General features: G+C 70.1%; 19 protein-coding genes. 9 read left to right on the top strand and 10 right to left on the bottom strand.

From position 1 onward, the window contains the following. Positions 1-125 precede the first annotated feature (125 nt). Both O7598_RS09845 and O7598_RS09850 read right to left on the bottom strand, forming a co-directional pair. Positions 126-1751 (bottom strand): hypothetical protein, encoded by a 1626-nt coding sequence (locus O7598_RS09845; protein ID WP_269691000.1) that lies wholly within the window; start codon positions 1749-1751, stop codon positions 126-128. After that, entirely contained in the window at positions 1748-2635 is an 888-nt protein-coding gene (locus O7598_RS09850; protein ID WP_269691001.1) for an ABC transporter ATP-binding protein, read from the bottom strand. The genes O7598_RS09845 and O7598_RS09850 overlap by 4 nt, the downstream gene beginning before the upstream one ends. Positions 2636-2856: 221 nt before the next feature. Between O7598_RS09850 and O7598_RS09855 the strand changes: the two genes are divergently transcribed. From O7598_RS09855 to O7598_RS09865, 3 genes are all read left to right on the top strand, one after another. Then, complete coding sequence (locus O7598_RS09855; RefSeq protein ID WP_269691002.1) at positions 2857-4179, top strand: cation:proton antiporter; 1323 nt, start codon at positions 2857-2859, stop codon at positions 4177-4179. Positions 4180-4383: 204 nt separating this feature from the next. Continuing rightward, a complete protein-coding gene (nhaA, locus tag O7598_RS09860) occupies positions 4384-5712 on the top strand; it encodes a Na+/H+ antiporter NhaA (RefSeq protein ID WP_269691003.1) in 1329 nt (442 codons plus the stop codon). 140 nt (positions 5713-5852) lie between these two features. Beyond that, positions 5853-7142, top strand: coding sequence for an ArsB/NhaD family transporter (locus O7598_RS09865; RefSeq protein WP_269691004.1), 1290 nt, complete (start codon positions 5853-5855; stop codon positions 7140-7142). A gap of 3 nt (positions 7143-7145) precedes the next feature. Here the strand turns inward: O7598_RS09865 and O7598_RS09870 are convergent, their stop codons facing one another. Continuing rightward, positions 7146-7592: a CBS domain-containing protein gene (locus O7598_RS09870; RefSeq protein ID WP_269691005.1), complete on the bottom strand. Its 447-nt coding sequence runs from the start codon at positions 7590-7592 to the stop codon at positions 7146-7148. A gap of 165 nt (positions 7593-7757) precedes the next feature. Beyond that, the gene (locus O7598_RS09875; RefSeq protein WP_269691006.1) at positions 7758-8129 is read right to left on the bottom strand and encodes a hypothetical protein; all 372 of its coding nucleotides are present in this window, start codon (positions 8127-8129) and stop codon (positions 7758-7760) included. 102 nt (positions 8130-8231) lie between these two features. Between O7598_RS09875 and O7598_RS09880 the strand changes: the two genes are divergently transcribed. Further along, a complete protein-coding gene (locus O7598_RS09880) occupies positions 8232-8534 on the top strand; it encodes a DUF6069 family protein (protein ID WP_269691007.1) in 303 nt (100 codons plus the stop codon). A 48-nt stretch (positions 8535-8582) separates the two neighbouring features. Here the strand turns inward: O7598_RS09880 and O7598_RS09885 are convergent, their stop codons facing one another. The 3 genes from O7598_RS09885 to O7598_RS09895 form a co-directional block, all read right to left on the bottom strand. Next, positions 8583-9035, bottom strand: coding sequence for a MerR family transcriptional regulator (locus O7598_RS09885; protein WP_442929846.1), 453 nt, complete (start codon positions 9033-9035; stop codon positions 8583-8585). After that, positions 9035-10534: a SulP family inorganic anion transporter gene (locus O7598_RS09890; RefSeq protein WP_269691009.1), complete on the bottom strand. Its 1500-nt coding sequence runs from the start codon at positions 10532-10534 to the stop codon at positions 9035-9037. The genes O7598_RS09885 and O7598_RS09890 overlap by 1 nt, the downstream gene beginning before the upstream one ends. Positions 10535-10945: 411 nt before the next feature. Then, a complete protein-coding gene (locus tag O7598_RS09895) occupies positions 10946-11467 on the bottom strand; it encodes a MarR family winged helix-turn-helix transcriptional regulator (RefSeq protein WP_269691010.1) in 522 nt (173 codons plus the stop codon). A 14-nt stretch (positions 11468-11481) separates the two neighbouring features. Here O7598_RS09895 and O7598_RS09900 point away from each other — a divergent pair, with 14 nt between their 5' ends. The 5 genes from O7598_RS09900 (at position 11482) to O7598_RS09920 (ending at position 14552) form a co-directional block, all read left to right on the top strand. Then, positions 11482-12285 (top strand): potassium channel family protein, encoded by an 804-nt coding sequence (locus tag O7598_RS09900; RefSeq protein WP_269691011.1) that lies wholly within the window; start codon positions 11482-11484, stop codon positions 12283-12285. Continuing rightward, positions 12278-13369 (top strand): PP2C family protein-serine/threonine phosphatase, encoded by a 1092-nt coding sequence (locus tag O7598_RS09905; RefSeq protein ID WP_269691012.1) that lies wholly within the window; start codon positions 12278-12280, stop codon positions 13367-13369. The genes O7598_RS09900 and O7598_RS09905 overlap by 8 nt, the downstream gene beginning before the upstream one ends. Before the next feature lie 167 nt (positions 13370-13536). Next, positions 13537-13806: a BON domain-containing protein gene (locus O7598_RS09910; RefSeq protein ID WP_269691013.1), complete on the top strand. Its 270-nt coding sequence runs from the start codon at positions 13537-13539 to the stop codon at positions 13804-13806. Between the two features lie 96 nt (positions 13807-13902). Continuing rightward, positions 13903-14124, top strand: a complete 222-nt coding sequence (locus tag O7598_RS09915; RefSeq protein ID WP_269691014.1) for a hypothetical protein — start codon at positions 13903-13905, stop codon at positions 14122-14124. 29 nt (positions 14125-14153) lie between these two features. Further along, positions 14154-14552 (top strand): hypothetical protein, encoded by a 399-nt coding sequence (locus O7598_RS09920; protein WP_269691015.1) that lies wholly within the window; start codon positions 14154-14156, stop codon positions 14550-14552. Positions 14553-14765: 213 nt separating this feature from the next. Here the strand turns inward: O7598_RS09920 and O7598_RS09925 are convergent, their stop codons facing one another. The 3 genes from O7598_RS09925 to O7598_RS09935 all read right to left on the bottom strand — a co-directional run bounded on the left by O7598_RS09925 (position 14766) and on the right by O7598_RS09935 (position 21749). Then, positions 14766-15974, bottom strand: a complete 1209-nt coding sequence (locus O7598_RS09925; RefSeq protein ID WP_269691016.1) for a DUF2254 domain-containing protein — start codon at positions 15972-15974, stop codon at positions 14766-14768. A gap of 292 nt (positions 15975-16266) precedes the next feature. Next, the gene (locus O7598_RS09930; RefSeq protein ID WP_269691017.1) at positions 16267-18999 is read right to left on the bottom strand and encodes a nucleoside hydrolase-like domain-containing protein; all 2733 of its coding nucleotides are present in this window, start codon (positions 18997-18999) and stop codon (positions 16267-16269) included. A gap of 113 nt (positions 19000-19112) precedes the next feature. Beyond that, complete coding sequence (locus tag O7598_RS09935) at positions 19113-21749, bottom strand: nucleoside hydrolase-like domain-containing protein (RefSeq protein ID WP_269691018.1); 2637 nt, start codon at positions 21747-21749, stop codon at positions 19113-19115. Positions 21750-22002: the final 253 nt, after the last annotated feature.

Below are 22002 nucleotides of genomic sequence, written 5' to 3' on the forward strand. Positions count from 1 at the left end.
GGCGCGCCGTCGGTGTGGCCCTCTGGCCGATCCGGGTCATGAACCGCATGCTCTCACGACCTGTCACCGACGAGGCGGGCCGGCCGCTGCCCACGGCCACCGCGTCGACCTGCGGCATGCACGGCCTACCGACGCAGGTCGCGTCGCTGGTAGGCGTGCCGGCCGACCATCACCGCCGCGACCGCGACCGCACCCATGGCGGCCAGCGCCGGCCAGTCGGGCACCGCCTGCGGCACGGCCGCGAGATGACGGTACGGCGACACCGCGCTCACCCACCCCGGCGCGTCGATGCTGTCGGCGACGACCGTGAGCAGGAACCCGCCGGCGGTCGGCATCATGCCCCAGGCCACCACGCCGCGCGGGGCGCGGCCGAGGGCCACGGTCGCGGCGGCGAGGCTGAGCAGCGCGACCGGCAGCGTGTTCCAGGCGCCGGCGAGTGCCGCCGACAGCGGCAGGTTCGCGTCGACCAGGGACGCGCCGAGCCACGTCGCCGTCGCGGCGACGGTGACGAGGACCGCCGCGCCGGCCGCGGTGGTGAGGATCTCGGCGTTGAGGAGTCGGCCACGGGTGACCGGCCCGGCGAGTAGCAGGGTCAGACGTTCGCCGGTCTCGGCGGCGGCGAGCGCGGCGAGCCGTACGGCGGTGAACGCGCCGACCGGGACGGCGAGCAGGGCGAACAGCGTTGCGGCGTACCCGCGGACCGTGCCGAGGCCGGCGAAGCCCGCCTGCGCCGCCAGGTCGGCGAAGCGGGGATTGTCGGCGAGGAAGCCGGTCAGCGATTCTGCGAGCATGCCGATCAGGAGGAAGTAGGCGCCGATTCCGGCCGACCAACCGGCAAACGGTCGCAGCATCCGCCGGATGGCGAAGGCCTCCACCGAGCCGAGCAGCCGTAGCCGCGATGACCGGCCGGTGGCGGGGGCGAGCAGCCCGTCCCGGGCGTCGCGTCGCCCGGCCAGGGCGAGCGCGGCGACGGCCAGCGCGATGGCGGTGAGCGCGAGGACGACCAGGGGCGACCACCGGTCGTCCCGGTACGGGCGGAGCAACGCCAGCGGACCGTACGGCGGCAGCCAGCGCAGCCAGCCGAGGGCGGTGACGCCGTCGCCGACCATGCGAGCCATCAGTCCCACGCCGAGGAACGCCAGCGTGGCTCCGGTCGCTCCCGATCGCGTCGGGAAGATCTGCGCGGCGAGGGCCGCCGCCGCGACCGCCACCAAGCCGGCCGCCGCCAGACCGGCGGCGTGCACGACCGCCCCGGGGGCCGGGGAGCCGACCGCGGTGAGCGCCACGGCGAGCGTGATCCCGATCAGGATCATCGCGGCCGTCAGCACCGCGACGTGCCGGCCGAGCAGCGCCGGCCGGCTCAGCCGGCCGGCGAGCAGGAGATCCCACCGGCCGGCTTCTTCCTCACCCCGGGTCACGCGGGTGGTGACCAGCGTCCCCCACACCGACAGCAGCACAGCGAGGACCACGCCGGTGCGCCAAACCGTGAAACCGCCGACGGTGTCGAGGGCGACCGGCTCGCCGAACAGCGTACGGATCGCGGGGTTCCCGGCCAGGACGGCGAGGGCCTGCGCGCCGCCACCGCCTGCGATCGTGCTGGCGTAGGTGGCGGCGACCAGCACCGACATGCCGACCGTCACGGTCAGCACGACGAACGCACCCCGACGTACCTGCCGGACGGCGAGCCGGGTGACGGCTCCTCCGGCGGGCCGAGCCGGGTCGCCGTCTCCTGGCCTGACGGTGGCGGTCATCGGGACGACTCGCCGTAGTAGTCGAGGAAGATCTCCTCAAGGCTCGGTTCCCGCACCGTGAGCGCGGTGACGTCGGCGGCGGCGAGGGCGCGCAGCGCCGGCGCGGCCGGCCCGCTCATGGCGAAGCGGAGCATGCCGCCGTCCTGCGCGACGATCTCGACGCCGGCCACGTCCCGCAGGTCGGGTGCGGAGCCTGTGAACCGGACGGTCACCTCGGTGCGGTGCAGGCGGCGCAACGCCTCGACGGTGGCGACGTCGACGAGCCGACCGGCGCGCAGGATCGCCACCCGGTCGCAGACCGCCTCGACCTCGGCGAGTTGGTGGGAGCAGAGGAAGACCGTCTGCCCGTTGTCGCGAGCGACCGCGACAGCGCGCCTGAACTGGACTTCCATCAGGGGATCCAGGCCGCTGGTCGGCTCGTCGAGAACCAGCAGCGGGGCGCGGGTGGCGAACGCCGCGACCAGGGCGACCTTCTGCCGGTTACCCGTGGAGTAGGCGCGGGCCGGAGTGGACAGGTCGAGGGCGAATCGTTGCACCAGCTCGTCGCGGTAGGCGCGGTCGACTCCCGGCCCGGTCGCGGCGAGCAGTTCCAGGGTTTCCGCGCCGGTGAGCTGCGGCCAGAGCGCCACGTCGGCCGGCACGTACGCCAGCAGCCGGTGCGCCGCGGCGACGTCCACCGCGTCGCCGTCGAAGATCCAGGCCTTCCCGGCGGTGGGCCGGGCCAGGCCGAGCAGCAGACGAATCGCGGTGGACTTCCCGGCGCCGTTCGGGCCGAGGAACCCGAACACCTCACCGGCTGACACGGCGAGGTCCAGCCCGTCGAGGGCCAGCAGCCGCCCGTAGCGTTTGGTCAGGTGCTGCGTGCGGATGGCGGGTGCGGCCACGGCTGCCTCCGGTCGACGACGTGTCACGACTGCCGACCAGGCTTCCCGGCGCACCGGACCTCACGGTACGCCGGTATGTCACGCCCGAACAGAGCAGCACGGCCGGTCTGCCGTTCAGGGCCGTCGCGCTGTGCGTCGGGGGCCGTTATGATCACCGAGATCCGTGGAGCGCCGGGAAGTCTGGTCGGCACCGTGATGATCCGCGCCCCGGAAGGTCCCCCGTGCTGCTGCTGTGCTTCGCCGCCGTCCTGCTGGCCGCCGTGCTCGTCTCCGCGCTGGCCCACCGCACCATCCTGTCCACCGCGGCGCTGTTCCTGGTGGCCGGTTTCCTGCTCGGCGAGGACACCACCGGGGTGCTGCACCTGCGGGCCGACTCCCCGATCGTGGCGCAGCTGGCGGAGCTGGCGCTGTTCGCGGTGCTCTTCACCGACGGGATGCGGGTCGGGTGGGCCGACCTACGCTCGGCGTGGCGGCTGCCCGGACGCGCCCTGGGCTGGGGACTGCCGCTCACCCTGCTCGTCACCGCGGTGCTCGCCCACTACGTCGCCGGCCTCGACTGGCCGGAGGCGCTGCTGATCGGGGCGATCCTCGCCCCCACCGACCCGGTCTTCGCCGCCGCGCTGGTCGGCAACGACAAGGTGCCCGCCCGGCTGCGGCACCTGCTCAACGTCGAGTCCGGGGTCAACGACGGTCTCGCCCTGCCGTTCGTGGTGGTGCTGCTGGCCGTCGCGGCCGGCTCCGACGATCTGCACCTGGGGGAGTTGGGCACCGAGCTGGCGGTGGGACTGCTGATCGGCGTGCTGGTGCCACTGGCCGCGATCACGCTGGAGCGCACCCGCTGGCTCGCCGCGTCCGCGGCGTACGCGCCGCTCAACGGGGTGGCGATCGGGCTGCTGGTGCTGGCGCTGGGCAAGGCCACCCACGGCAACCTGTTCCTCGCCGCGTTCGCCGCCGGCATCACTGTGGCCACCTTCGGGCCGCGGGAGCGCGCCGCGTTCGAGCACTTCGGGGAGAACGTCGCCGAACTGCTGAAACTCGCCGCGCTGCTGGTGTTCGGGGCGCTGATCTCGGTGGAGTTCCTCGGGGAGATCTCCTGGACCGGCTGGCTCTTCGCCGTCCTGGCCATCGTGGTGGCCCGACCGGTGGCGCTGTGGATCTCCTTCCTGCGCTCCGGGCTCGGCCTGCGGGAACAGGCCGCCGCGATGTGGTTCGGCCCGAAGGGCTTCGCCTCGGTCGTCTACGGGCTGCTGGTCCTCGAATCCGGCATCGCCGCCGGCGACGAGGTCTTCCACCTCGTGGCGCTGACCATCGTCATCTCGATCCTGGCGCACTCCTCCACCGACGTCGTGGTCGCGCGGGCCTTCGACGAGTCCCGCGAGACGCCCGCCTGGCACGGCGTGCTGCGCCGGATCGGGCAGGCCCGCCGCTCCGCGGTGACGCCACCACCCCGCGCCGACCGGACGGACGGCGGGAGTCGCACCGCCCCGGACACCGGCGACGGCTCCCACGGCAATGGACCCGACGGTCCCGCCGAGCCGAGGTGACGCCGATCCGGTGGCGACCGCCAGGCCGCGAGGACGCCGTCCGGTGGCCTGCCGCGGGGCGCCGGGGACGACCGCTCTGGCGAGCGACGGCTGCCTGACCGGCGAAGATCGATACGTCCGGCGCCGTGGCGGATAGGCTGGTCATGGTGTGCCGGGAAGCCTGGTCGGCGATGTGATGGTCCCTGCCTGCCTACGAGGAGTTCCGTGTCTGACGCAGACCGCCGCAGCACCAGCCTGTTCGCCCGCCGCTCGTGGAGCGAGACCAGCCGCATCTCCGCCATCCTCCGCAAGGAGACCGTGGGTGGCGCCCTGCTGCTGGTGGGGGCGGTGCTGGCGCTCCTCTGGTCCAACTCACCGTGGGCGGAGAGCTACCACTCACTGCGTGACCTGCGGGTCGGGCCCGCCGCGCTGCACCTCGACCTCAGTCTCGCCACCTGGGCCGCGGACGGCCTGTTGGCGATCTTCTTCTTCGTCGCCGGGCTGGAACTCAAGCGCGAGTTCGTCGCCGGTGACCTTCGCGATCCCCGCCGCGCGGCGATACCGGTCGCCGCCGCGGTCGGCGGAGTGGCGGTGCCCGCGCTGCTGTTCGTCCTGATCGCCGCCGGCGCGGGGGAGGGCGCCGCGCGGGGGTGGGCCGTACCGACCGCCACCGACATCGCCTTCGCCCTCGCCGTGCTCGCCGTGGTCGGCCGGATGCTGCCCTCGGCGCTGCGGACCTTCCTGCTCACCCTGGCCGTCGTCGACGACCTGCTGGCCATCCTCATCATCGCCGTGTTCTACACCTCCGACCTGTCCATCGGGCCGCTGGCCGGTGCGCTGATCCCGCTGGCGGTCTTCGGCCTGCTGGTGCAGCGCCGGGTGCGTTCCTGGTGGCTGCTGCTTCCACTGGCGGCGGCGACCTGGGTGCTGGTGCACGAGTCCGGCGTGCACGCGACCGTCGCCGGGGTGCTGCTCGCGTTCACCGTCCCGGTCGTCCGCAGCGCCGCGGCCGGCGGTCCGGACGCCGGACCGGGGTTGGCCGAGCACTTCGAGCATCGGATCCGGCCGCTCTCGGCCGGGGTGGCGGTGCCCGTCTTCGCGTTCCTCGCCGCCGGGGTGACCGTCGGCGGCCTGGCCGGGCTGACCACCGCGCTCACCGACCGGGTCGCGCTCGGCATCGTGGTCGGCCTGATCGTCGGCAAACCGATCGGCATCATGGCAGCCACCTGGCTGGCGTCGCGCGTCACCCGAGCCGACCCGGAAGAGGGCCTGAACTGGTACGACGTGCTCGGCCTGGCGCTGCTCGCCGGCATCGGGTTCACCGTCTCCCTGCTCATCGGCGAACTCGCGTACGGCCTCGGCAGCGAACGCGACGACCACGTCAAGGTCGCGGTGCTCACCGGATCGCTGCTCTCCGCGCTGCTCGCAACGGTCGTCCTGCGCGCCCGCACCCGGGTCTACCGACGGGTCCGCGAACTGGAAACCATCGACCATGACCAGGACGGCGTGCCGGACATCTACCAGCCGCGGCCCGGCCAGGCCACCGAACACTGAGTCGGCCGGTCGCCGGCGGCCTCGTCGCCCAGGCCCTCGCAAACGGTGGATGACCGCCCAGACTGATAGGTTGATCTGGGTGTGCCGGGAAGTCGGGTCGGCGTTGCGGTGACGGCTGACCAGAACCGGAGAAACGCCGAATGAGCATCCTGGCCTGGACGGCGGTGGCCGTGTTCGCCGTCGCGTACGTCCTGATCGCCACCGAGAAGATCAACCGGGTGACGGTGGCGGTGGGCGGCGCGTCGATCATGCTGGCCATCGGCGCCACCGACGCCGAGCACGCGTTCTTCTCCGAAGAAGCGGGAATCGACTGGAACGTCATCTTCCTGCTGCTGGGCATGATGCTGATCGTCGGCGTCCTGAAGCGCACCGGCCTGTTCGAGTACCTGGCCATCTGGAGCGCCAAGAAGGCGCGGGGCCGTCCATTCCCGATCATGGTGATCCTGGTGGTCGTGACCGCCGTGGTGTCGGCGGCGCTGGACAACGTCACCACGGTGCTGCTGGTGGCACCGGTCACGCTGCTGGTCTGTGAGCGACTCGACGTGCCACCCATCCCGTTCCTCATCGCCGAGGTCATGGCGTCGAACATCGGTGGTGCGTCCACCCTCGTCGGCGACCCACCGAACATCATCATCGCCAGCCGGTCCGGGTTGAGTTTCACCGATTTCCTGAACGTCATGGCCCCGCTGGTACTCATCGTGATCGTCGTGTTCATCGGCCTGTGCCGGATCATGTTCCGCAGGGCGTTTCGGTACGACGCCGAGCGTGCCGCACGGGTGATGGCGCTCCGGGAGGCGGACGCGATTCGCGACCGCCGCCTCGTCGTGATCAGCCTGGTGGTCCTCGGCGCGGTACTGCTCGCGTTCAGCCTGCACACCGTGCTGCACCTGGAGCCGTCGGTGGTGGCGCTACTCGGTGGACTGCTGCTGCTGGTGTTGTCCCGGCTGGACGCTGAAGAGGTGGCCAAGGACGTCGAGTGGCCGACACTGGTGTTCTTCGCCGGCTTGTTCGTCATGGTCGGCGCCCTGGTCGCCACCGGGGTGATCGACAGCATCGCCCGATCGGCGACCGAGGCCGTCGAGGGCAAGCTCTGGCCGGCCACCATGTTGCTGTTGTGGGCTTCGGCGGGGTTGTCCGCGATCGTGGACAACATTCCGTACGTGGCGACGATGAGCCCGATCGTGAGCGAGTTGGTCAACGCCGAGGGCGGGCTCGACAAGGCTCAGGTGCTGTGGTGGGCGCTCGCCATCGGCGCTGACTTCGGCGGCAACGCCACCGCCGTGGGCGCGTCGGCGAACGTGGTGGTGCTCGGCATCGCGGACCGGGCCGGACACAAGATCACATTCTGGGGCTTCACCAAGTATGGTCTGATCGTGACCGTGATCTCGGTGGCGATCGCCGTGCCGTACCTGTGGCTGCGGTTCTTCTGACTCTCAGGTGCCGAGGATCCGGTCGAGCAACCCGTCCAGGGTGATCGCCCCGGTCATCACCTGGTCGCGGTCCACGACCGCGACCAGCGGCACATTCGTCCGGGCCATCACCGAGGCAACCTCGAGCAGAGTGGCGTCGGCGCTGACCGCCGGCAGACCCGGGCGGTTGCGGGGAAGCAGATCCGCGACGGTACGGTTGCCGATCCCCGCCAGGACCACATCGGCGGCAGCCTCGTCGATCACCCGCGCCAGCGCCGGATCGTCCTGGCAGTAGGACGGCAGCGCCATGCGCAGTACCTGCGTGCCCGCCAGGACCGTCGACGGGCGACCCGCGGTGTCCACCACGATCAGGCCGGGCAGATCCTGCGCCGCCAGGATCCGGGCGGCCTCTCGGGCCGGCATGTCCTCGGTGACAGTGTCCATCGAGATCGCTACGTCGCTCGCGCGCATGCACCGACGATACGCCGGGGCCGTCGCGTCGGTCGCGCGCGTGCCGCTGGGCCCGCCATCGGCAGCGGGCCTACCTCTGGTAGACGTCCGAGACACGAGGAGGTGACTTCCCGGCTCACCGCGACCCATCGCACTGGCGGCGACGGCCGCAACGCCCGCTGCCGGCTACGACCGGCGGTTCCCCTCGTTCCTGCGCCCCAGCAGTCGCAGGAGCCGGTTGCCCATCCCGAGTACCACCGCCACCACGAAGATTGGCGTGAAACCCCAGGGAGACGGAGTGGGTGGCGCGCCGTCGGCGAGGAGGCTCACGAAGACGCCGCCGGCCAGCGCCGCCGTGACGATCGTTGCGCGCCAATCGGTCAACCAGGCGGCCAGCAGGCCGCAGGTAACCGCCATCACCAGTACGCGTCCCACCGGTTCCTCGGCCGGGAACATCACCACCGCGGCGAACGTGGCCAGCACGACAGCGCCCGCGCCCGCGACCAGATCCCTGATCAGCGCGACTCCGCGATCCTCCGCCTCTGCGGCAACGCTCACGGCCTCAGCCCCATCTCGCGCCCACCGCACTGCTGACTCCGCGGCGGTCCAGCAACCGGGTCCACGATACGCGCCGACGGGGGCCGGCCGCTCTGAGCCGCGGTGGCCGTACCCGTCCTCGCCCTCCTCGCCGCCGGGGTGACCGTCGGCGGCCTGGCCGGGCTCACGACCGCGCTCACCGACCGGTCGTTGCTCGCATTCCTCGAGCGGGTGCTGCCCTGGTCCGCGCGGCTGGTCTGGATGACCACCGCGCTCGGGTCCGGCTTCGTCGCGCCGCTGCCGGCACCGGGTTTGGACGTCGCGACCCGGGTCATCCTCGGTGCTCTGCACGTGGCGGCAGCGGCCGTGCTGATCGCTGCCATGGCCCGCACCGCCCTCGGGGCGGGCACCGACGCCGACCGATGATCCCGAATCGCAGGATCCCGGCTCGGGGCTGGTCGGCAAGGGTGGTGATCAGGCCGTCGGGCTGCCGTGGTGGTCGAGTTTGTCGCGGAGGGTGTCGGCGAAGCCTTCGGCCGTGGCGAGTTGGTCGCGTAGCGCGGCGACGCGGGTGGTGGCGGCGGTGTGGAACATCGCCAGTCGGTCGAGCAGCTCGGTCCGGTCGGCGCCGGTGGCGGTGTCGAGGGCGTCGAGGACGGTGAGCAGGTCCCGCATCTCGTCGAGGGTGAACCCGAGGGGTTTCATGCGCTTGACGACGGCGAGGCGGTCGAGGTCGGGTTCGGTGTAGAGGCGGAAGCCGCCCTCGCTGCGCGCGGAGGGGACGATCAGGCCGGCTTCCTCGTAGTGGCGGATGGTGCGGATGCTCAGCCCGACCCGTTCGGCGGCCTCGCCGATCTGCATGAGGCGGCCGGCTGCCGGGCCGCAGGGGTGTTGCGCCGCGCCGGTTTCGCGGTTGGCGGCGGCCATCAGTGGCCGACGCCGAGCCGGCCGGCGAGGGTGTCGTGGATGCGGGCGCTGGGCGTGTTCAGCTCGACGATCTCGACGGTCTTACCGCGGGCGGCGTACTTCGTGGTGATCGCGTCGAGCGCGGCGACGGAGGAGGCGTCCCAGACGTGGGCGTGGGTCATGTCGATCACCACGTTCGCCGGGTCGTCGGCGTAGTCGAACTGGCCGACGAGGTCGTTGCTGGAGGCGAAGAACAGTTCCCCGTGCACGGAGTAGATCCGGGTGCCGCCGTCGGGGTCCAGGACGCTGGTGACCTCGACCAGGTGGGCGACCCGCCGGGCGAAGATCACCATGGCGGTGAGCACGCCGACCACGACGCCGATGGCCAGGTTGTGGGTGGCCAGGGTGGTGACCACGGTGGCAAGCATGACGATCGTCTCGCCGTACGGCATCCGCCTGAGGGTGGCCGGGGCGACCGAGTGCCAGTCGAACGTGGACACCGACACGATGATCATCACGGCGACCAGGGCGGCCATCGGGATCACCGCGACCACGTCGCCGAGCGCCACGACGAGGACCAGCAGGAACACGCCGGCCAGGAAGGTCGACAGGCGGGTGCGGGCGCCGGACGCCTTCACGTTGATCATCGTCTGGCCGATCATCGCGCAGCCGCCCATGCCGCCGAAGAACCCGGTGACGATGTTGGCCACGCCCTGGCCCCAGGACTCGCGGGTCTTGCTGGACGGGGTGTCGGTGATGTCGTCGACCAGTTTCGCGGTCATCAGCGACTCCATCAGCCCGACCAGCGCGATGCCCATGGCGTAGGGGGCGATCAGGGTGAGGGTGTCCATGGTCCAGGGGATCTGTGGCAGGCCCAGGGTGGGCAGGTTGTCCGGCAGCGCTCCCTGGTCACCCACGGTCGGCACCGCCACGCTGGTGAAGACGGTGACCACGGTCAGCACGACGATCGCGACCAGCGGCGCCGGAACCGCACGGGTGAGCCGGGGCAGCCCGACCATGATCGCCAGCGCGCCGGCGACGAGTGGGTAGACCAGCCACGGCACGCCCAACAGGTGCGGAACCTGGGCAGCGAAGATCAGGATCGCCAGGGCGTTGACGAAGCCGACCATGACGCTGCGCGGAATGAACCGCATCAGCTTCGCCACCCCGAGCACCGCCAGCAGCACCTGGATCGCGCCGCCGAGGATCACCGCCGCGATCAGGTAGTCCAGCCCGTGCTGCTTCGCCAGCGGTGCCACCACCAGCGCGATCGCGCCGGTCGCGGCGGAGATCATCGCCGGCCGGCCACCACAGATCGCGATCGTTACCGCCATCGTGAACGAGGCGAACAGCCCCACCCGCGGGTCGACCCCGGCCAGGATCGAGAAGGAGATCGCCTCCGGGATCAGGGCCAGGGCGACGACCAGGCCAGCCAGGACCTCGGTGCGGAACACCTTCGGCGACAACCACGACGGACGGGACGGACGCGGTCGGGAGACCGCGGACAGCACAGAAGACATACAGCCTTTTCCCTCAGGCGTCTCGCGGACGCACGGATGTCCGGCCCTGAGCACGGGCCGCGGCTCCACACCGGCAAGCGTCAACTGGTTGATGGCCCGAGGAACCTTCGCTCCGGGTCACGGTCATCTCGGGCGTCACCCGGCGCTGCTCGATCGCCGACGCCGACGCCGAACATACCCTTCCGTCAGGGGAGAGTTTGCCGAACGTGGTGATCCTCACCAGTCGTGCCGCACGAGGGCTGTACCGCTACCCCTGCTGAACGCCGTCGCCCGACCGGCGGAGACCCGTAGTGCCGGCGGTCATCTGTGGCGGTCAGCCAAGGAAACAGCCCGCTCTCGGGCGCGCCTGACAACTCCTGCCGGTCGGGTGGACGGGACAGCGCCGCCGGCGCTCGGTCGACGGGGAGCGGGTCAGGCACCGTCCTCGCGGTGGGCGCTGTCCGCCCAGGTTCGCCACCAGGTGTCCTCGGTCGGCTCGCCGGCTGCTGCCACGAGGGTGCCGATGAGGTCCGTTCCGGTCGCCAGATGAACCGCGTCCGCGGCCTGGACGAGGTCACGGATTCGCTCGGTCCGCCCACGGACCACCTCCCCGACCAGGTCGCGTCCGGCCCCGGTGAGGGTCAGCCAGGCCACCCTTCGGTCGGTGGTGCCCTGCCGCCGGGCCACCAGGCCGCGTCGGACCAGACGGTCACAGGTGCGGGTCGTGGTCGACGGGTGCACCGCGAGGGCTGTCGCAAGGTCGACCGTTCGAAGCGGTCCGCGTGCGGCGAGTAGCACCAGAGTGCGGTACTGGGAGAGGGTCAACTCCGTGTCGAGGCCGGCCAGCGTTCGCGCGGTGAAGCCCACCAGCACCCGACTCAGCGCGGCGAGCTGGCCGACGAGCGCCGACTCGGGGTCCGTCACCGGCGCGTCGGGCGGGACGTAGAGTTCCACCACACAATGGTTGCATGAGTGCAGGAAAGGCGGTGGGGGCGGTGTCCGGCCGGCGCGACGGATCCCGGCAGCGGGCGGTCGGGCGCTGGGAGCAACTCACCGCTGCCCCGCTGACCCTGCTGTCCGTGGCCTTCCTCGCCGCGTACGCATGGCCCATCCTCGTGCCCCAGCTACCCCACCGGTGGGCGGCCGCCTGCGAGGTCACCAGCGTGACCATCTGGCTGCTCTTCTGGGCAGACCTGCTGGTGCGGTTCGCCCTCGCCGGTGACCGGCTGCGGTTCCTGCGTACTCACCTGTTCGACCTGGCCGTGCTCGTGCTGCCGTTCCTGCGTCCACTGCGAGCGCTCCGGCTGGTCACCGTCGTGCTGAACCTGACCCGGCGCACGACCGAGTGGGCCCGTGGCCGCCTCGCCCTGTACGTCAGCGCCACGACCGTGCTGCTGGTGGTCGTGTCGGCTCTGGCGGTGCTCGACGCGGAACGGGGCGCCCCGGACGCCTCGATCACCTCGTTCACCGACGCCCTCTGGTGGTCCGCGGTGACGATCACGACTGTCGGATACGGCGACCTCTACCCGGTGACCACGGCGGGACGACTGGTCGCGCTCGGCCTCATGGTCGGCGGGATCGGCCTGATCGGCTTCGTGACCGGATCACTCGCGACCTGGATCGTCGAGCGGGTCGCCGACCGGAACCGACCGGAGCCGGCCACCGCCGCCGACGTCGTGGCCCTGCGAGACGAGATCGCCGCGCTGCGGGCGATGCTGGAGGCAAGACCTTCCGCCGCCGGGGTGCATGATCGGCTAGCCGTCGATGACTGAGCCCTGGCACTCCACCGGGTCCGGGCACCGGTCGTGGCTCGGACTGCCCGCGGCGTTGGCGCTCATCGCCGTCGTGCTGCTGGTCGACGTGGCGGCCGCCGCGCACGCCGTCCTCATCGGTTTCCTCGCCCTGGCCCCGCTGCTCGCCGCCGCCGTGGACACCCCGAGACGGACCGCCGTCGCATCCGCCGCGGCGACGGGCGCCGCTGTTCTGGCCGGCCTGCCCAGCCAGACCCTGGGCAGCCTCGACCACGTCCTGCGCGTGGCAGTGGTCATCACGGTCAGCGTCGCGGCGCTGTACGTGGCCCGGGCCCGCACGCTGCGCGAGGAGCGGATCCGGCGGATGAGCGAGATCGTGCGGGTCACCCAGAAGGCCATCCTGCGAGAGGTCCCACCCAGGATCGGCGACGTGGCGCTGGGAGCCCGGTACGTCTCCGCGCAGCGAGATGCGGGGGTGGGCGGAGACCTCTACGAGGTCGTACCGGGACCGGACCGGGTGCGTGTCATCATCGGCGACGTGTGCGGCAAGGGGCTACCGGCGGTGCAGCTGGCCTCGGCGGTGATCGGCGCGTTCCGGCAGTCCGCGATCGTGCGCGACCGGCTGGAGGAGGTCGCCACGGATCTCGACGCCCTGGTCGCGCGGGAACCGAAGCCCGCCTACGGCGTCACCTTCGTCACGGCCGTCCTGCTGGAGGTCAGCGGACCGGACCTGTGGGTGATGAACTGCGGACATCCCGTGCCGCTACGACACCGACCCGGAGGTCCGCCCTCCCCGCTCGGCGAGCACCAGCCGGACCGGCCGCTCGGGCTGGGCGGCCGGCGCACCCCGCCGGCGCACCACACCTGGTCGACAGGTGACCGTCTGCTGCTCTACACCGACGGCCTGATCGAGGCACGCGACGACGCCGGCCGGTTCTTTCCGCTTCGGCTTCTGGACCGCCCACTCTCCACTCCCTGCCTGTCGAAGGCGCTCGACGAGGTCTGGCGTGCGGTGCGGACGCACGCCGGTGGCGAACCCCGCGACGATCTCGCGCTGCTGCTGATCGAGCGGCTGCGCGACCGCGGCGGTGAGGACGGCCGGTAGCGAGCCGAGCCGGTCGGAGGTCAGGCCGGCACGTCGGTGTCGGCCGACGCGAGGGTGGGCGTGGCGGGGCCGAAGGTGGGTGCGGATCGTCATGGACCTGTCGTATTGCCCTCGAACCCTCGGGGTAGGGCGTGAAGGACGGCGATCGAGAGGTGAGGAGACGCGTCATGACCTACCCGTGGTTCTTCCCGGAAAGGCTGCCGTCGCTGTTCCACGACGGCCCGGCGGCGAACGACACCCACTTGGCCTGCCAGGTGGTCGAGCAGATGAATCGTGACCCGCTACTGCGCCACGAGCGCATCTGCGTGGAGGCGCAGAACCGGGTGGTCATCCTGGAGGGGCGGGTCGGCTCGGCCGAAGCGCTGGCCCGTGCGCACGGGCTCGCCTGGGCCGTGCCCGGGGTGCACGATGTCAACGTCAGGGTGCACGTGGTGTGACGCCGCCGGACCGGGACGACAGGGGAACCAGATCATGGCAGTCGACCCCATCGGTCGGGACCTCGAGGCATTTTCGCCGCCGATCCCGACGGCCCGGTGGTCATGCTCAACCTGCTGCGCTTCGCCGGTGACGGGCAACCGGCGCTGGTGGCCGAGGAGGGACAGGCATGGGACGCGGTGCTGCTGGTGCGCTATCCGAGCCGGACGGCGTTCAGCCGGATGGTCGCCGAGCCGGAATACCAGGAGGTGACCCGGTGGCGGAGCATGGCGTTGGAGGAGGCCGTTCTGCAACCCACGGTCTCCTGGGTGGCGGGGTGAGCCCGGCCCGGACGCGCCGACGGAGACAGGTGGCGGTCCTGTGGACGGCGGCCATGCTCGTCGCCGGCTGCTCCGGCCGGCCGGCGGATCCGCAGCCGACGCCGGAGCCGGCCTCCACCGTCCGGCTGGGCACGGTCGCCCGGGCCGAGGTGGGTGCGCGCCTCACTGTGACGGCCACGATCGACCGCGTCATCACCGGCACCGCGTTCGTCGTACGCGACGTCGACTTCACCGACGGGACACTGCTCGTACTGTCCGCCGATCCGGTCACCGCGGAACCGCCGCAACTGGTGACCGTGAGCGGCACCGTCGTCGACTTCTCGTACCGTGCCCTGTCGGAACGCTACGAGCTCGGCCCTGCGGCGGCATACCGCGACATCGAGGGCGGTCGGGCGCTCGCCGTCGAGGACGTGACCGTGTGGAACTGACAGCTAGCGGTCGCTTGACAGCCCGGCCGCGCCGAACACCAGCGAGAGCGCGGCGGCCGGGCTGGTCGTGGTCGACGTAGCGGTTCGGGTCCGGCCGGCGTGCGTCGAGGCGCCGGCCCCCGCGGGCTGGCCCACCGGGACGCAGTCATGGCATTCCTCCGCCGTCCCCTGTGGCGCGGACCTGTGCCGGCCGCTTGCCCCGTTACCGCCGACTCATGCCTGCCGGTTCCCGGTTCGGCGGGCGATGTCGGGCAGGTGCTCCGGCAGCGCGATGGAACGCAGGTCGGCGAGCACGTCGTCCAGGAGGCGGATGATTCGCGGCTGGTCGCGTCCCGCCCGCCGGACGTCGTCGACCGCGACCGCGAGGAAGCCGTCCAAGTCCTGCGCCCGGGCCCGTACCCGTGGCGTGCCGTCGGGGTCGTCGACGAGCAGGCGGTGACCGGGCCGGCCGGCCAGGCGGCGCAGCAGGTCGTGCATCTCCTGGACGCTGCGGACCGCGGTGGTGGTGTCGTTGATCCCGGGTGACAGCGCCCGCTCGGCGATGTCGGTCAACTGCCGGAACCCGAACCCGACGTCCTGACCCAGGGTCCGTTCCACGCCGAGGCTCACCGCGATGCAGGCCCGTGACTCCGGCACGGTCGCCGGGAGCGGGTCGCCGGGCATCGGATGGACCGCGATCAGCGGTTGCCCGGCCACCACGAAGTCGCCCGGCGCGGGCAGGACCGACAGGGCGCAGTCGTGTTCGCGGGCCAGCGCGGCGAGCCGGCCGAGGTCGACGTGCTGGATCATGCCGGGCTGCACCGCGGTGATCACCTGGACCGGCGGGGCGAGCGGTGGAACGGGCGCGGAAGCTGGGCCGGACGGATACTGCTCCTCGATCACCCGGCGGGTCTGGGCGCCGACCGCGGCGATGATGTGTGAGACCCGCATGACGGTGGTGACGTGGTGCAGGTAGTAGACGAACAACCCGCTGCTGGCGAGCACGAGGGTCATCGTCACGGCGAGCGAGAGTTCCGGCAGCCGGGCGTCGGAGCCGGCGGGCAACGCCGCCAGCACCACCATGGCGAACAGCGCGGTCGCCAGGAAGGTGCCGAGAGCGGCCTGCGTGGTCCGGTCCTGCAAGAAGGTCCGTAGGACCCGGGGGGAGTACTGGCTGCTGGCGAGTTGGACGGCCACCACGGTGATGGAGAAGACCAGCGCGGTGAATGAGATCATCGCGGTGATGATCGACGACAGCAGCGACCGGGCGCCAGCCACGCTGCTGGGCAGGAAACCGCTGGTCGGCAGGCCCAGTCGCAGTTCGGCCGCCGACAGGCCGAGGGCCAGCAGCACGGCGCCGGCGGCGAACGCCGCCGGCACCAGCCAGAACCCCGACCACGCCGCCGCCAGGCGGGACCGGAGGGTACGCGGATTGCCGCTCATCCCCGCGTAGTCCCCGGTGAGCCCCTTGTGCATACCTGCCGACGGGTCTGTTTACCTGGAGGCGGGCCCCGACCAGACGCACCAAGGGGGTGGGCCGGGACTCCGGCGCGCTCCGCCGGCGCTCGGCTGGTGGGTCAGCCGGACCAGCTCTGACGCGGCGGCGTGCCGCCCGAGGCGGTGTGGTGCTTGCTGCGCCTGCCAGGTGAAGGCGTACGGCCGTCGGCGCGACGGGGGCCACAGATGCCGGCCGAAGCTTTCCGCTTCGGCCGGCATCGCGTACTCCGATGGTGGCTCAGGAGGTCGGTTGGAAGATGATCCGGCGATAGTCGCTCAGGTTGTGCGTGCCGTTGTCGATCACTTCCAGGACCACGTGGAAGCTCTTCCCCGCCGCGTCGGCGGGAACGTTGATCGTCGCGATGCTCGACGTGCTGTTCGAGATGGTGACGGGCCCGGCGTACGTACCGGCATCGGACTGGATCCACCAGTTGTACCGCAGTCCGTTGCCATCGGGGTCGAACGTCTTGGAGGCGTCGAGCGTGACTGATGTCCCCTGCTTGGGCGTCTTCCTGAGGACGCTGATGCCGTCGTCACCGTCGAGGACGATGACCGGGTTCCGGTTGCCGCTGCCCGACTGCGCCCAGTCCATCCTGGCGGCGAAGTTGTTGAAGGACGCGGAGTAGAAGCGGCTGTTGTAGGTGCCGCACGACCCGGCGCCGGTCCAGACGTTGTTGGAGTCGCCGGTGAAGGTTCCGCCCCAGCTCGCCTGGCTCGGGGAATCAGGGTCGTTGAGCCCGGTGGGTGTCACGTAGAGGAAGGAGGGCGTATCGCCCTCGACCCCGTACACGTAGTTGGGATACTGCCGGCCGAGGTTGCCGTGCCCCTGGATGTGGGTCTGGTACTGGCTCCAGTTGGACTTGCCGGTGCCGTTCTGGAACTTCCAGGCGCACTCGTCCCAGATGAACAAGAGGTTCCCGCCGGACACGCTACGCATCCACTGGTGGGAACTGGCGCTGATGGGCTGCGAGGAGGACCTGTCCTGGTCCGTGATGGTGTACACGCGAAGCTTGCGCAGGAACGAGGTCAACTGGGCCTGGGTGCGGTCCTGCTTCACCCGCCAGATCGACTGGGCGACGGTGTTCCCGCCACCCCAGACGGTCACGTATAGGGGGCGATCGTCGTTCTCGTCGGCGAGCCGGATGATCTGGTTGCTGCCGGGCGAATCATTCGTGGCACCGAGGAACTGGACGCCCCGGTTGCGGCTGCCGGTCATGGTGCGCTCGCGCAGATACTGTGCGCTCGGCCAGTAGCCGATGTCCTGCCGGCTCTCGTCCTGGGCGAAGCCGGTCTGACCCGACCGCTTCATCAGGTTGGGGAGATCTTTCTCGTACGCGTTGATCGTGTCGTTGATGATGCTGATGAAGCCGCTCTTGGTCGGATCGTTGAGGGTGTCGATGCTCCAACCGGTGGTGAGCACCAGGGCCTCGATCTCGTACATGTCCGCATGCGCGAGGAGCCGGGTCAACGATTCGTGGTCGTCCGGCTCCCAGGTCGAGATGTCGGTCAGCACCACCACCCGCGGCTTCGACGACGACTTCCGCACCGCGACGCTCTTGGTGAGGGTGCCGGTGTGGCCGTCGTTGTCGGTGACGGTGAGGGTGATGGTGTAGGTGCCTTCGGTGGCGTATTGGTGGGTGGCGCTCATGCCGGTGGCGGTGGTGCCGTCGCCGAAGTTCCAGGCGTAGGTGGTGATGGTGCCGTTGGGGTCGGTGGAGGTGGTGCCGTTGACGGTGATGGTTTCGCCGGGTTTGGGGTTGGGTGGGGTGACGGTGAATGCGGCGATGGGGTCGCCGTTGTTGATGGTGAGGGTCCGGCTGGTGGTTGCGGTGTTGCCGTTGCTGTCGGTGATGGTGAGGGTGACGGTTTTGCTGCCGGGGGTGGTCCAGGTGTGGGTGGCGCTCACGCCGGTGGCGGTGGTGCCGTCGCCGAAGTTCCAGGCGTAGCCGGTGATGGTGGCGCCGGGGGCGGTGGAGGTGGAGGCGTCGAGGATGACCTGTTGGCCGGCGGCCGGGTTGGTGGGGGTGTAGGTGAAGGCGGCGGTGGCGCCGGCGGGGGTGACTTTGATGGCGTTGACTTTGGCGTTTTCGATGTTGGACACGAATTGGATGTTCAGGGTGCCGTCGGTGACGGCGACGGTGGTTTGGGTGGTGTAGGCGTTGTTGGCGCCGGCTTTGGCGTAGATGTCGAGGTCGGTGATCTTCTCGGTGCCTTCCATGAGCACGTCGAAGACGCGTTTGCCGGCCTGGGTCTGGTAGGTCTCGGCGAAGTAGAGCGTGACCTGGTAGTTGGCGTTGGCGAGGCTCTTGGCGTAGGAGAAGTTGCCGTATCGCTCGGTCTGGAACAGCGGGTCGTCGGTGGTTCCGGCGATGGGTACGGCGTTGGTGTAGGTGGAGCCGCCGGTGGATCCGGTGTCTGCGGCGAAGGCGGTGCCGTCGGTGCTGGTGTAGGCGCCGCCGCCGGCGTTGACGGCGAAGGTGGTGGGTGCCGGTGGTGGGGTGGTGGTTCCGGCGAATTGGAGCCAGTCGACGTTGACGTTGCCGTTGACGAAGACGAGTTTGACGTCCTGCGTGCCGTTCTGGGCGGGCAGGGTCAGGGACTTGGTCTGGTAGGTGTCCCATCCGCCGGTTCCGCCGATGGTCAGGGTGCCGAGGTTCGCGCCGCCGACCCACACCTGGATTCCGGTGTTGCCGCCACCGTTGGCGGCGTTGATCTGGATGGTGTTCGTGCCGGTGTGCAGGTCGACGCCGTTGTACTGGGTCCAGGCGTTCGCGCCGACGTAGCACAACACGCCGTTGCAGACCTGCAACGAGCCGCCTGAGCCGGTGTAGCTCTCGGCCTCGATCCTCGACCAACCGTCCACCGCCGCAGCCGCAGCCGCCTGTGCACGCGCCGGCCCGGCGCCGGACCACAACGCGGTCAACACCAACAGCGGCACCGTCACCAACGCCACCGACAACCGATACCTCATCGACAACATCACAACCTCCCAAAAGAAAGACAAGGACGATCAGGGGAAAGGCGGCTCGGAGGCACTGCCGGACAGCACCTCCGAGCCGCAGCGGTGATCAGAGGAACGAGCGCTCAGGAGACGTTCCAGTCGGCGCGTTGGGCGAACGATGACTGGTACTGCGAGCGCCACTGCGAGATGGTGCCGCCGCCGGGTCCGTCGACCCAGTGGTTGGTGGAGCCGTCGCGGCGGTACTGCCCGCCCCAACTCGGCTGGGTGGGATCCTCGGGGTTGTTCATCCCGCGGTTCGCGCTGAGCAGGTGCAGGAACGACGGCGAATCGCCTTCCTGCATGCCCGTCACGCAGCAGCCCCTCGGCGGGTAGGTGGCGCCGAGCGGGCCGTGGTTGTTGCGGATGTTCGCGTCGAGCCAGGACAGGTTGCAGATCGAGGTGTCGCCGCTGTTGCAGAACATCCCGCCGTAGGTCGTGTTCGAGTGGATGATGAACAAGCTCGGGAAGTTCTGCTTCATCCAGTCGATCGTCCCGTCCTGGTGGGCGATGGCGAAGATCCGCATCTTGCTGATGAACTTGTTGAAGTCGGCGGTGCTACGGGTGTTCTGTACCTTCCAGATCGCCTGTGCCACCTGGCTGTTGTCGCCCCAGATGCTGAACCACACCGGCCGCGGATCCGGCCTGTCCACGATGGCGATCACGGCGTTGGAGGCGTCGCTGTCCTTGCCCGCGCCGATGTTGTTGCCGGTAGATCCACCCCAGGTGCCGCTACGGCCCTGGTAGACGATCGAACGCAGGTAGGCCGGGCTGGGGTAGGCCGGGTCGTGTCTGCGCAGGTTCTCGTCGACCTGGTCGTACTTGTCGATCGCCGCCAGCATGTTCGCCTTGTTGGCCACGTTGCGGGTCGTGGCCGCGGTGGCCAGCATGCCTTCCACGTCGAACTCGTTCGTGTACATCAGGAAGCGGACCATCGACTGCACGTCGTCCGGGTCGCTGTTGGCGCCGTCGAGCGTCGGGAAGTCCGACGAGACGACGATGCGGTACTTCTGCTTCGAAGTCACCTGGATGGCGGTGGTTTTGGTGCCGGTGTGGCCGTCGTTGTCGGTGACGGTGAGGGTGATGGTGTAGGTGCCTTCGGTGGCGTATTGGTGGGTGGCGCTCATGCCGGTGGCGGTGGTGCCGTCGCCGAAGTTCCAGGCGTAGGTGGTGATGGTGCCGTTGGGGTCGGTGGAGGTGGTGCCGTTGACGGTGATGGTTTCGCCGGGTTTGGGGTTGGGTGGGGTGACGGTGAATGCGGCGATGGGGTCGCCGTTGTTGATGGTGAGGGTCCGGCTGGTGGTTGCGGTGTTGCCGTTGCTGTCGGTGATGGTGAGGGTGACGGTTTTGCTGCCGGGGGTGGTCCAGGTGTGGGTGGCGCTCACGCCGGTGGCGGTGGTGCCGTCGCCGAAGTTCCAGGCGTAGCCGGTGATGGTGGCGCCGGGGGCGGTGGAGGTGGAGGCGTCGAGGATGACCTGTTGGCCGGCGGCCGGGTTGGTGGGGGTGTAGGTGAAGGCGGCGGTGGCGCCGGCGGGGGTGACTTTGATGGCGTTGACTTTGGCGTTTTCGATGTTGGACACGAATTGGATGTTCAGGGTGCCGTCGGTGACGGCGACGGTGGTTTGGGTGGTGTAGGCGTTGTTGGCGCCGGCTTTGGCGTAGATGTCGAGGTCGGTGATCTTCTCGGTGCCTTCCATGAGCACGTCGAAGACGCGTTTGCCGGCCTGGGTCTGGTAGGTCTCGGCGAAGTAGAGCGTGACCTGGTAGTTGGCGTTGGCGAGGCTCTTGGCGTAGGAGAAGTTGCCGTATCGCTCGGTCTGGAACAGCGGGTCGTCGGTGGTTCCGGCGATGGGTACGGCGTTGGTGTAGGTGGAGCCGCCGGTGGATCCGGTGTCTGCGGCGAAGGCGGTGCCGTCGGTGCTGGTGTAGGCGCCGCCGCCGGCGTTGACGGCGAAGGTGGTGGGTGCCGGTGGTGGGGTGGTGGTTCCGGCGAATTGGAGCCAGTCGACGTTGACGTTGCCGTTGACGAAGACGAGTTTGACGTCCTGCGTGCCGTTCTGGGCGGGCAGGGTCAGGGACTTGGTCTGGTAGGTGTCCCATCCGCCGGTTCCGCCGATGGTCAGGGTGCCGAGGTTCGCGCCGCCGACCCACACCTGGATTCCGGTGTTGCCGCCACCGTTGGCGGCGTTGATCTGGATGGTGTTCGTGCCGGTGTGCAGGTCGACGCCGTTGTACTGGGTCCAGGCGTTCGCGCCGACGTAGCACAACACGCCGTTGCAGACCTGCAACGAGCCGCCTGAGCCGGTGTAGCTCTCGGCCTCGATCCTCGACCAACCGTCCACCGCCGCAGCCGCAGCCGCCTGTGCACGCGCCGGCCCGGCGCCGGACCACAACGCGGTCAACACCAACAGCGGCACCGTCACCAACGCCACCGACAACCGATACCTCATCGACAACATCACAACCTCCCAAAAGAAAGACAATTGATGCCGCACAAATGTGCTCGGCGCGGGACTCCGATTTTTCCGCGCGGAGCGAAGAGGAATAGCTATTGCGCCAATGCGGTGAACCAGGAAGGCGCGGCATCGCCCGACCGGCAGCGGAGGATGGACGTGGTGAGCTGCGTCGTCGTCAGCCGCAGTCGATCCATCCGGTCGGAGGAGGCGGTTGCCTCGGCCTATCACATTGACTGTGATGATTGCATAACGGAACTGGCTCGACAAGTTCTATTCATCAGCGAGTAAATATTCAAGACGGGGCGGGCGTTCGGCCGGGGTGGATGCGTCTGCTGGCGGGCGGACGAGGTCGCGGGTCTGCGACGGCCGACGGCCGACGTTGGCGCGACCTGCGCATGGAGCGCGGTCGCTGTGTTGCGGACCCGAGTCATTGACATTGCTGAGTGGTTAACCCTACCGTAGCCGCATGCATCGTCGGCCAGGAATATATATGCACGGGTGAGCCTGTTGCGGTCGACCG

Origin of the sequence: Micromonospora sp. WMMC241 (assembly GCF_027460165.1) — a bacterium.
Taxonomy (GTDB): domain Bacteria; phylum Actinomycetota; class Actinomycetes; order Mycobacteriales; family Micromonosporaceae; genus Micromonospora; species Micromonospora humi.

Bases quoted from the DNA above. Each gene is read 5' to 3' on its own strand.
- O7598_RS09845 (WP_269691000.1), bottom strand. From the start codon at position 1,751: ATGACCGCCACCGTCAGGCCAGGAGACGGCGACCCGGCTCGGCCCGCC.
- O7598_RS09865 (WP_269691004.1), top strand. From the start codon at position 5,853: ATGAGCATCCTGGCCTGGACGGCGGTGGCCGTGTTCGCCGTCGCGTAC.
- O7598_RS09870 (WP_269691005.1), bottom strand. From the start codon at position 7,592: ATGCGCGCGAGCGACGTAGCGATCTCGATGGACACTGTCACCGAGGAC.
- O7598_RS09885 (WP_442929846.1), bottom strand. From the start codon at position 9,035: ATGGCCGCCGCCAACCGCGAAACCGGCGCGGCGCAACACCCCTGCGGC.
- O7598_RS09890 (WP_269691009.1), bottom strand. From the start codon at position 10,534: ATGTCTTCTGTGCTGTCCGCGGTCTCCCGACCGCGTCCGTCCCGTCCG.
- O7598_RS09900 (WP_269691011.1), top strand. From the start codon at position 11,482: ATGAGTGCAGGAAAGGCGGTGGGGGCGGTGTCCGGCCGGCGCGACGGA.
- O7598_RS09905 (WP_269691012.1), top strand. From the start codon at position 12,278: ATGACTGAGCCCTGGCACTCCACCGGGTCCGGGCACCGGTCGTGGCTC.
- O7598_RS09910 (WP_269691013.1), top strand. From the start codon at position 13,537: ATGACCTACCCGTGGTTCTTCCCGGAAAGGCTGCCGTCGCTGTTCCAC.
- O7598_RS09925 (WP_269691016.1), bottom strand. From the start codon at position 15,974: ATGAGCGGCAATCCGCGTACCCTCCGGTCCCGCCTGGCGGCGGCGTGG.
- O7598_RS09930 (WP_269691017.1), bottom strand. From the start codon at position 18,999: ATGAGGTATCGGTTGTCGGTGGCGTTGGTGACGGTGCCGCTGTTGGTG.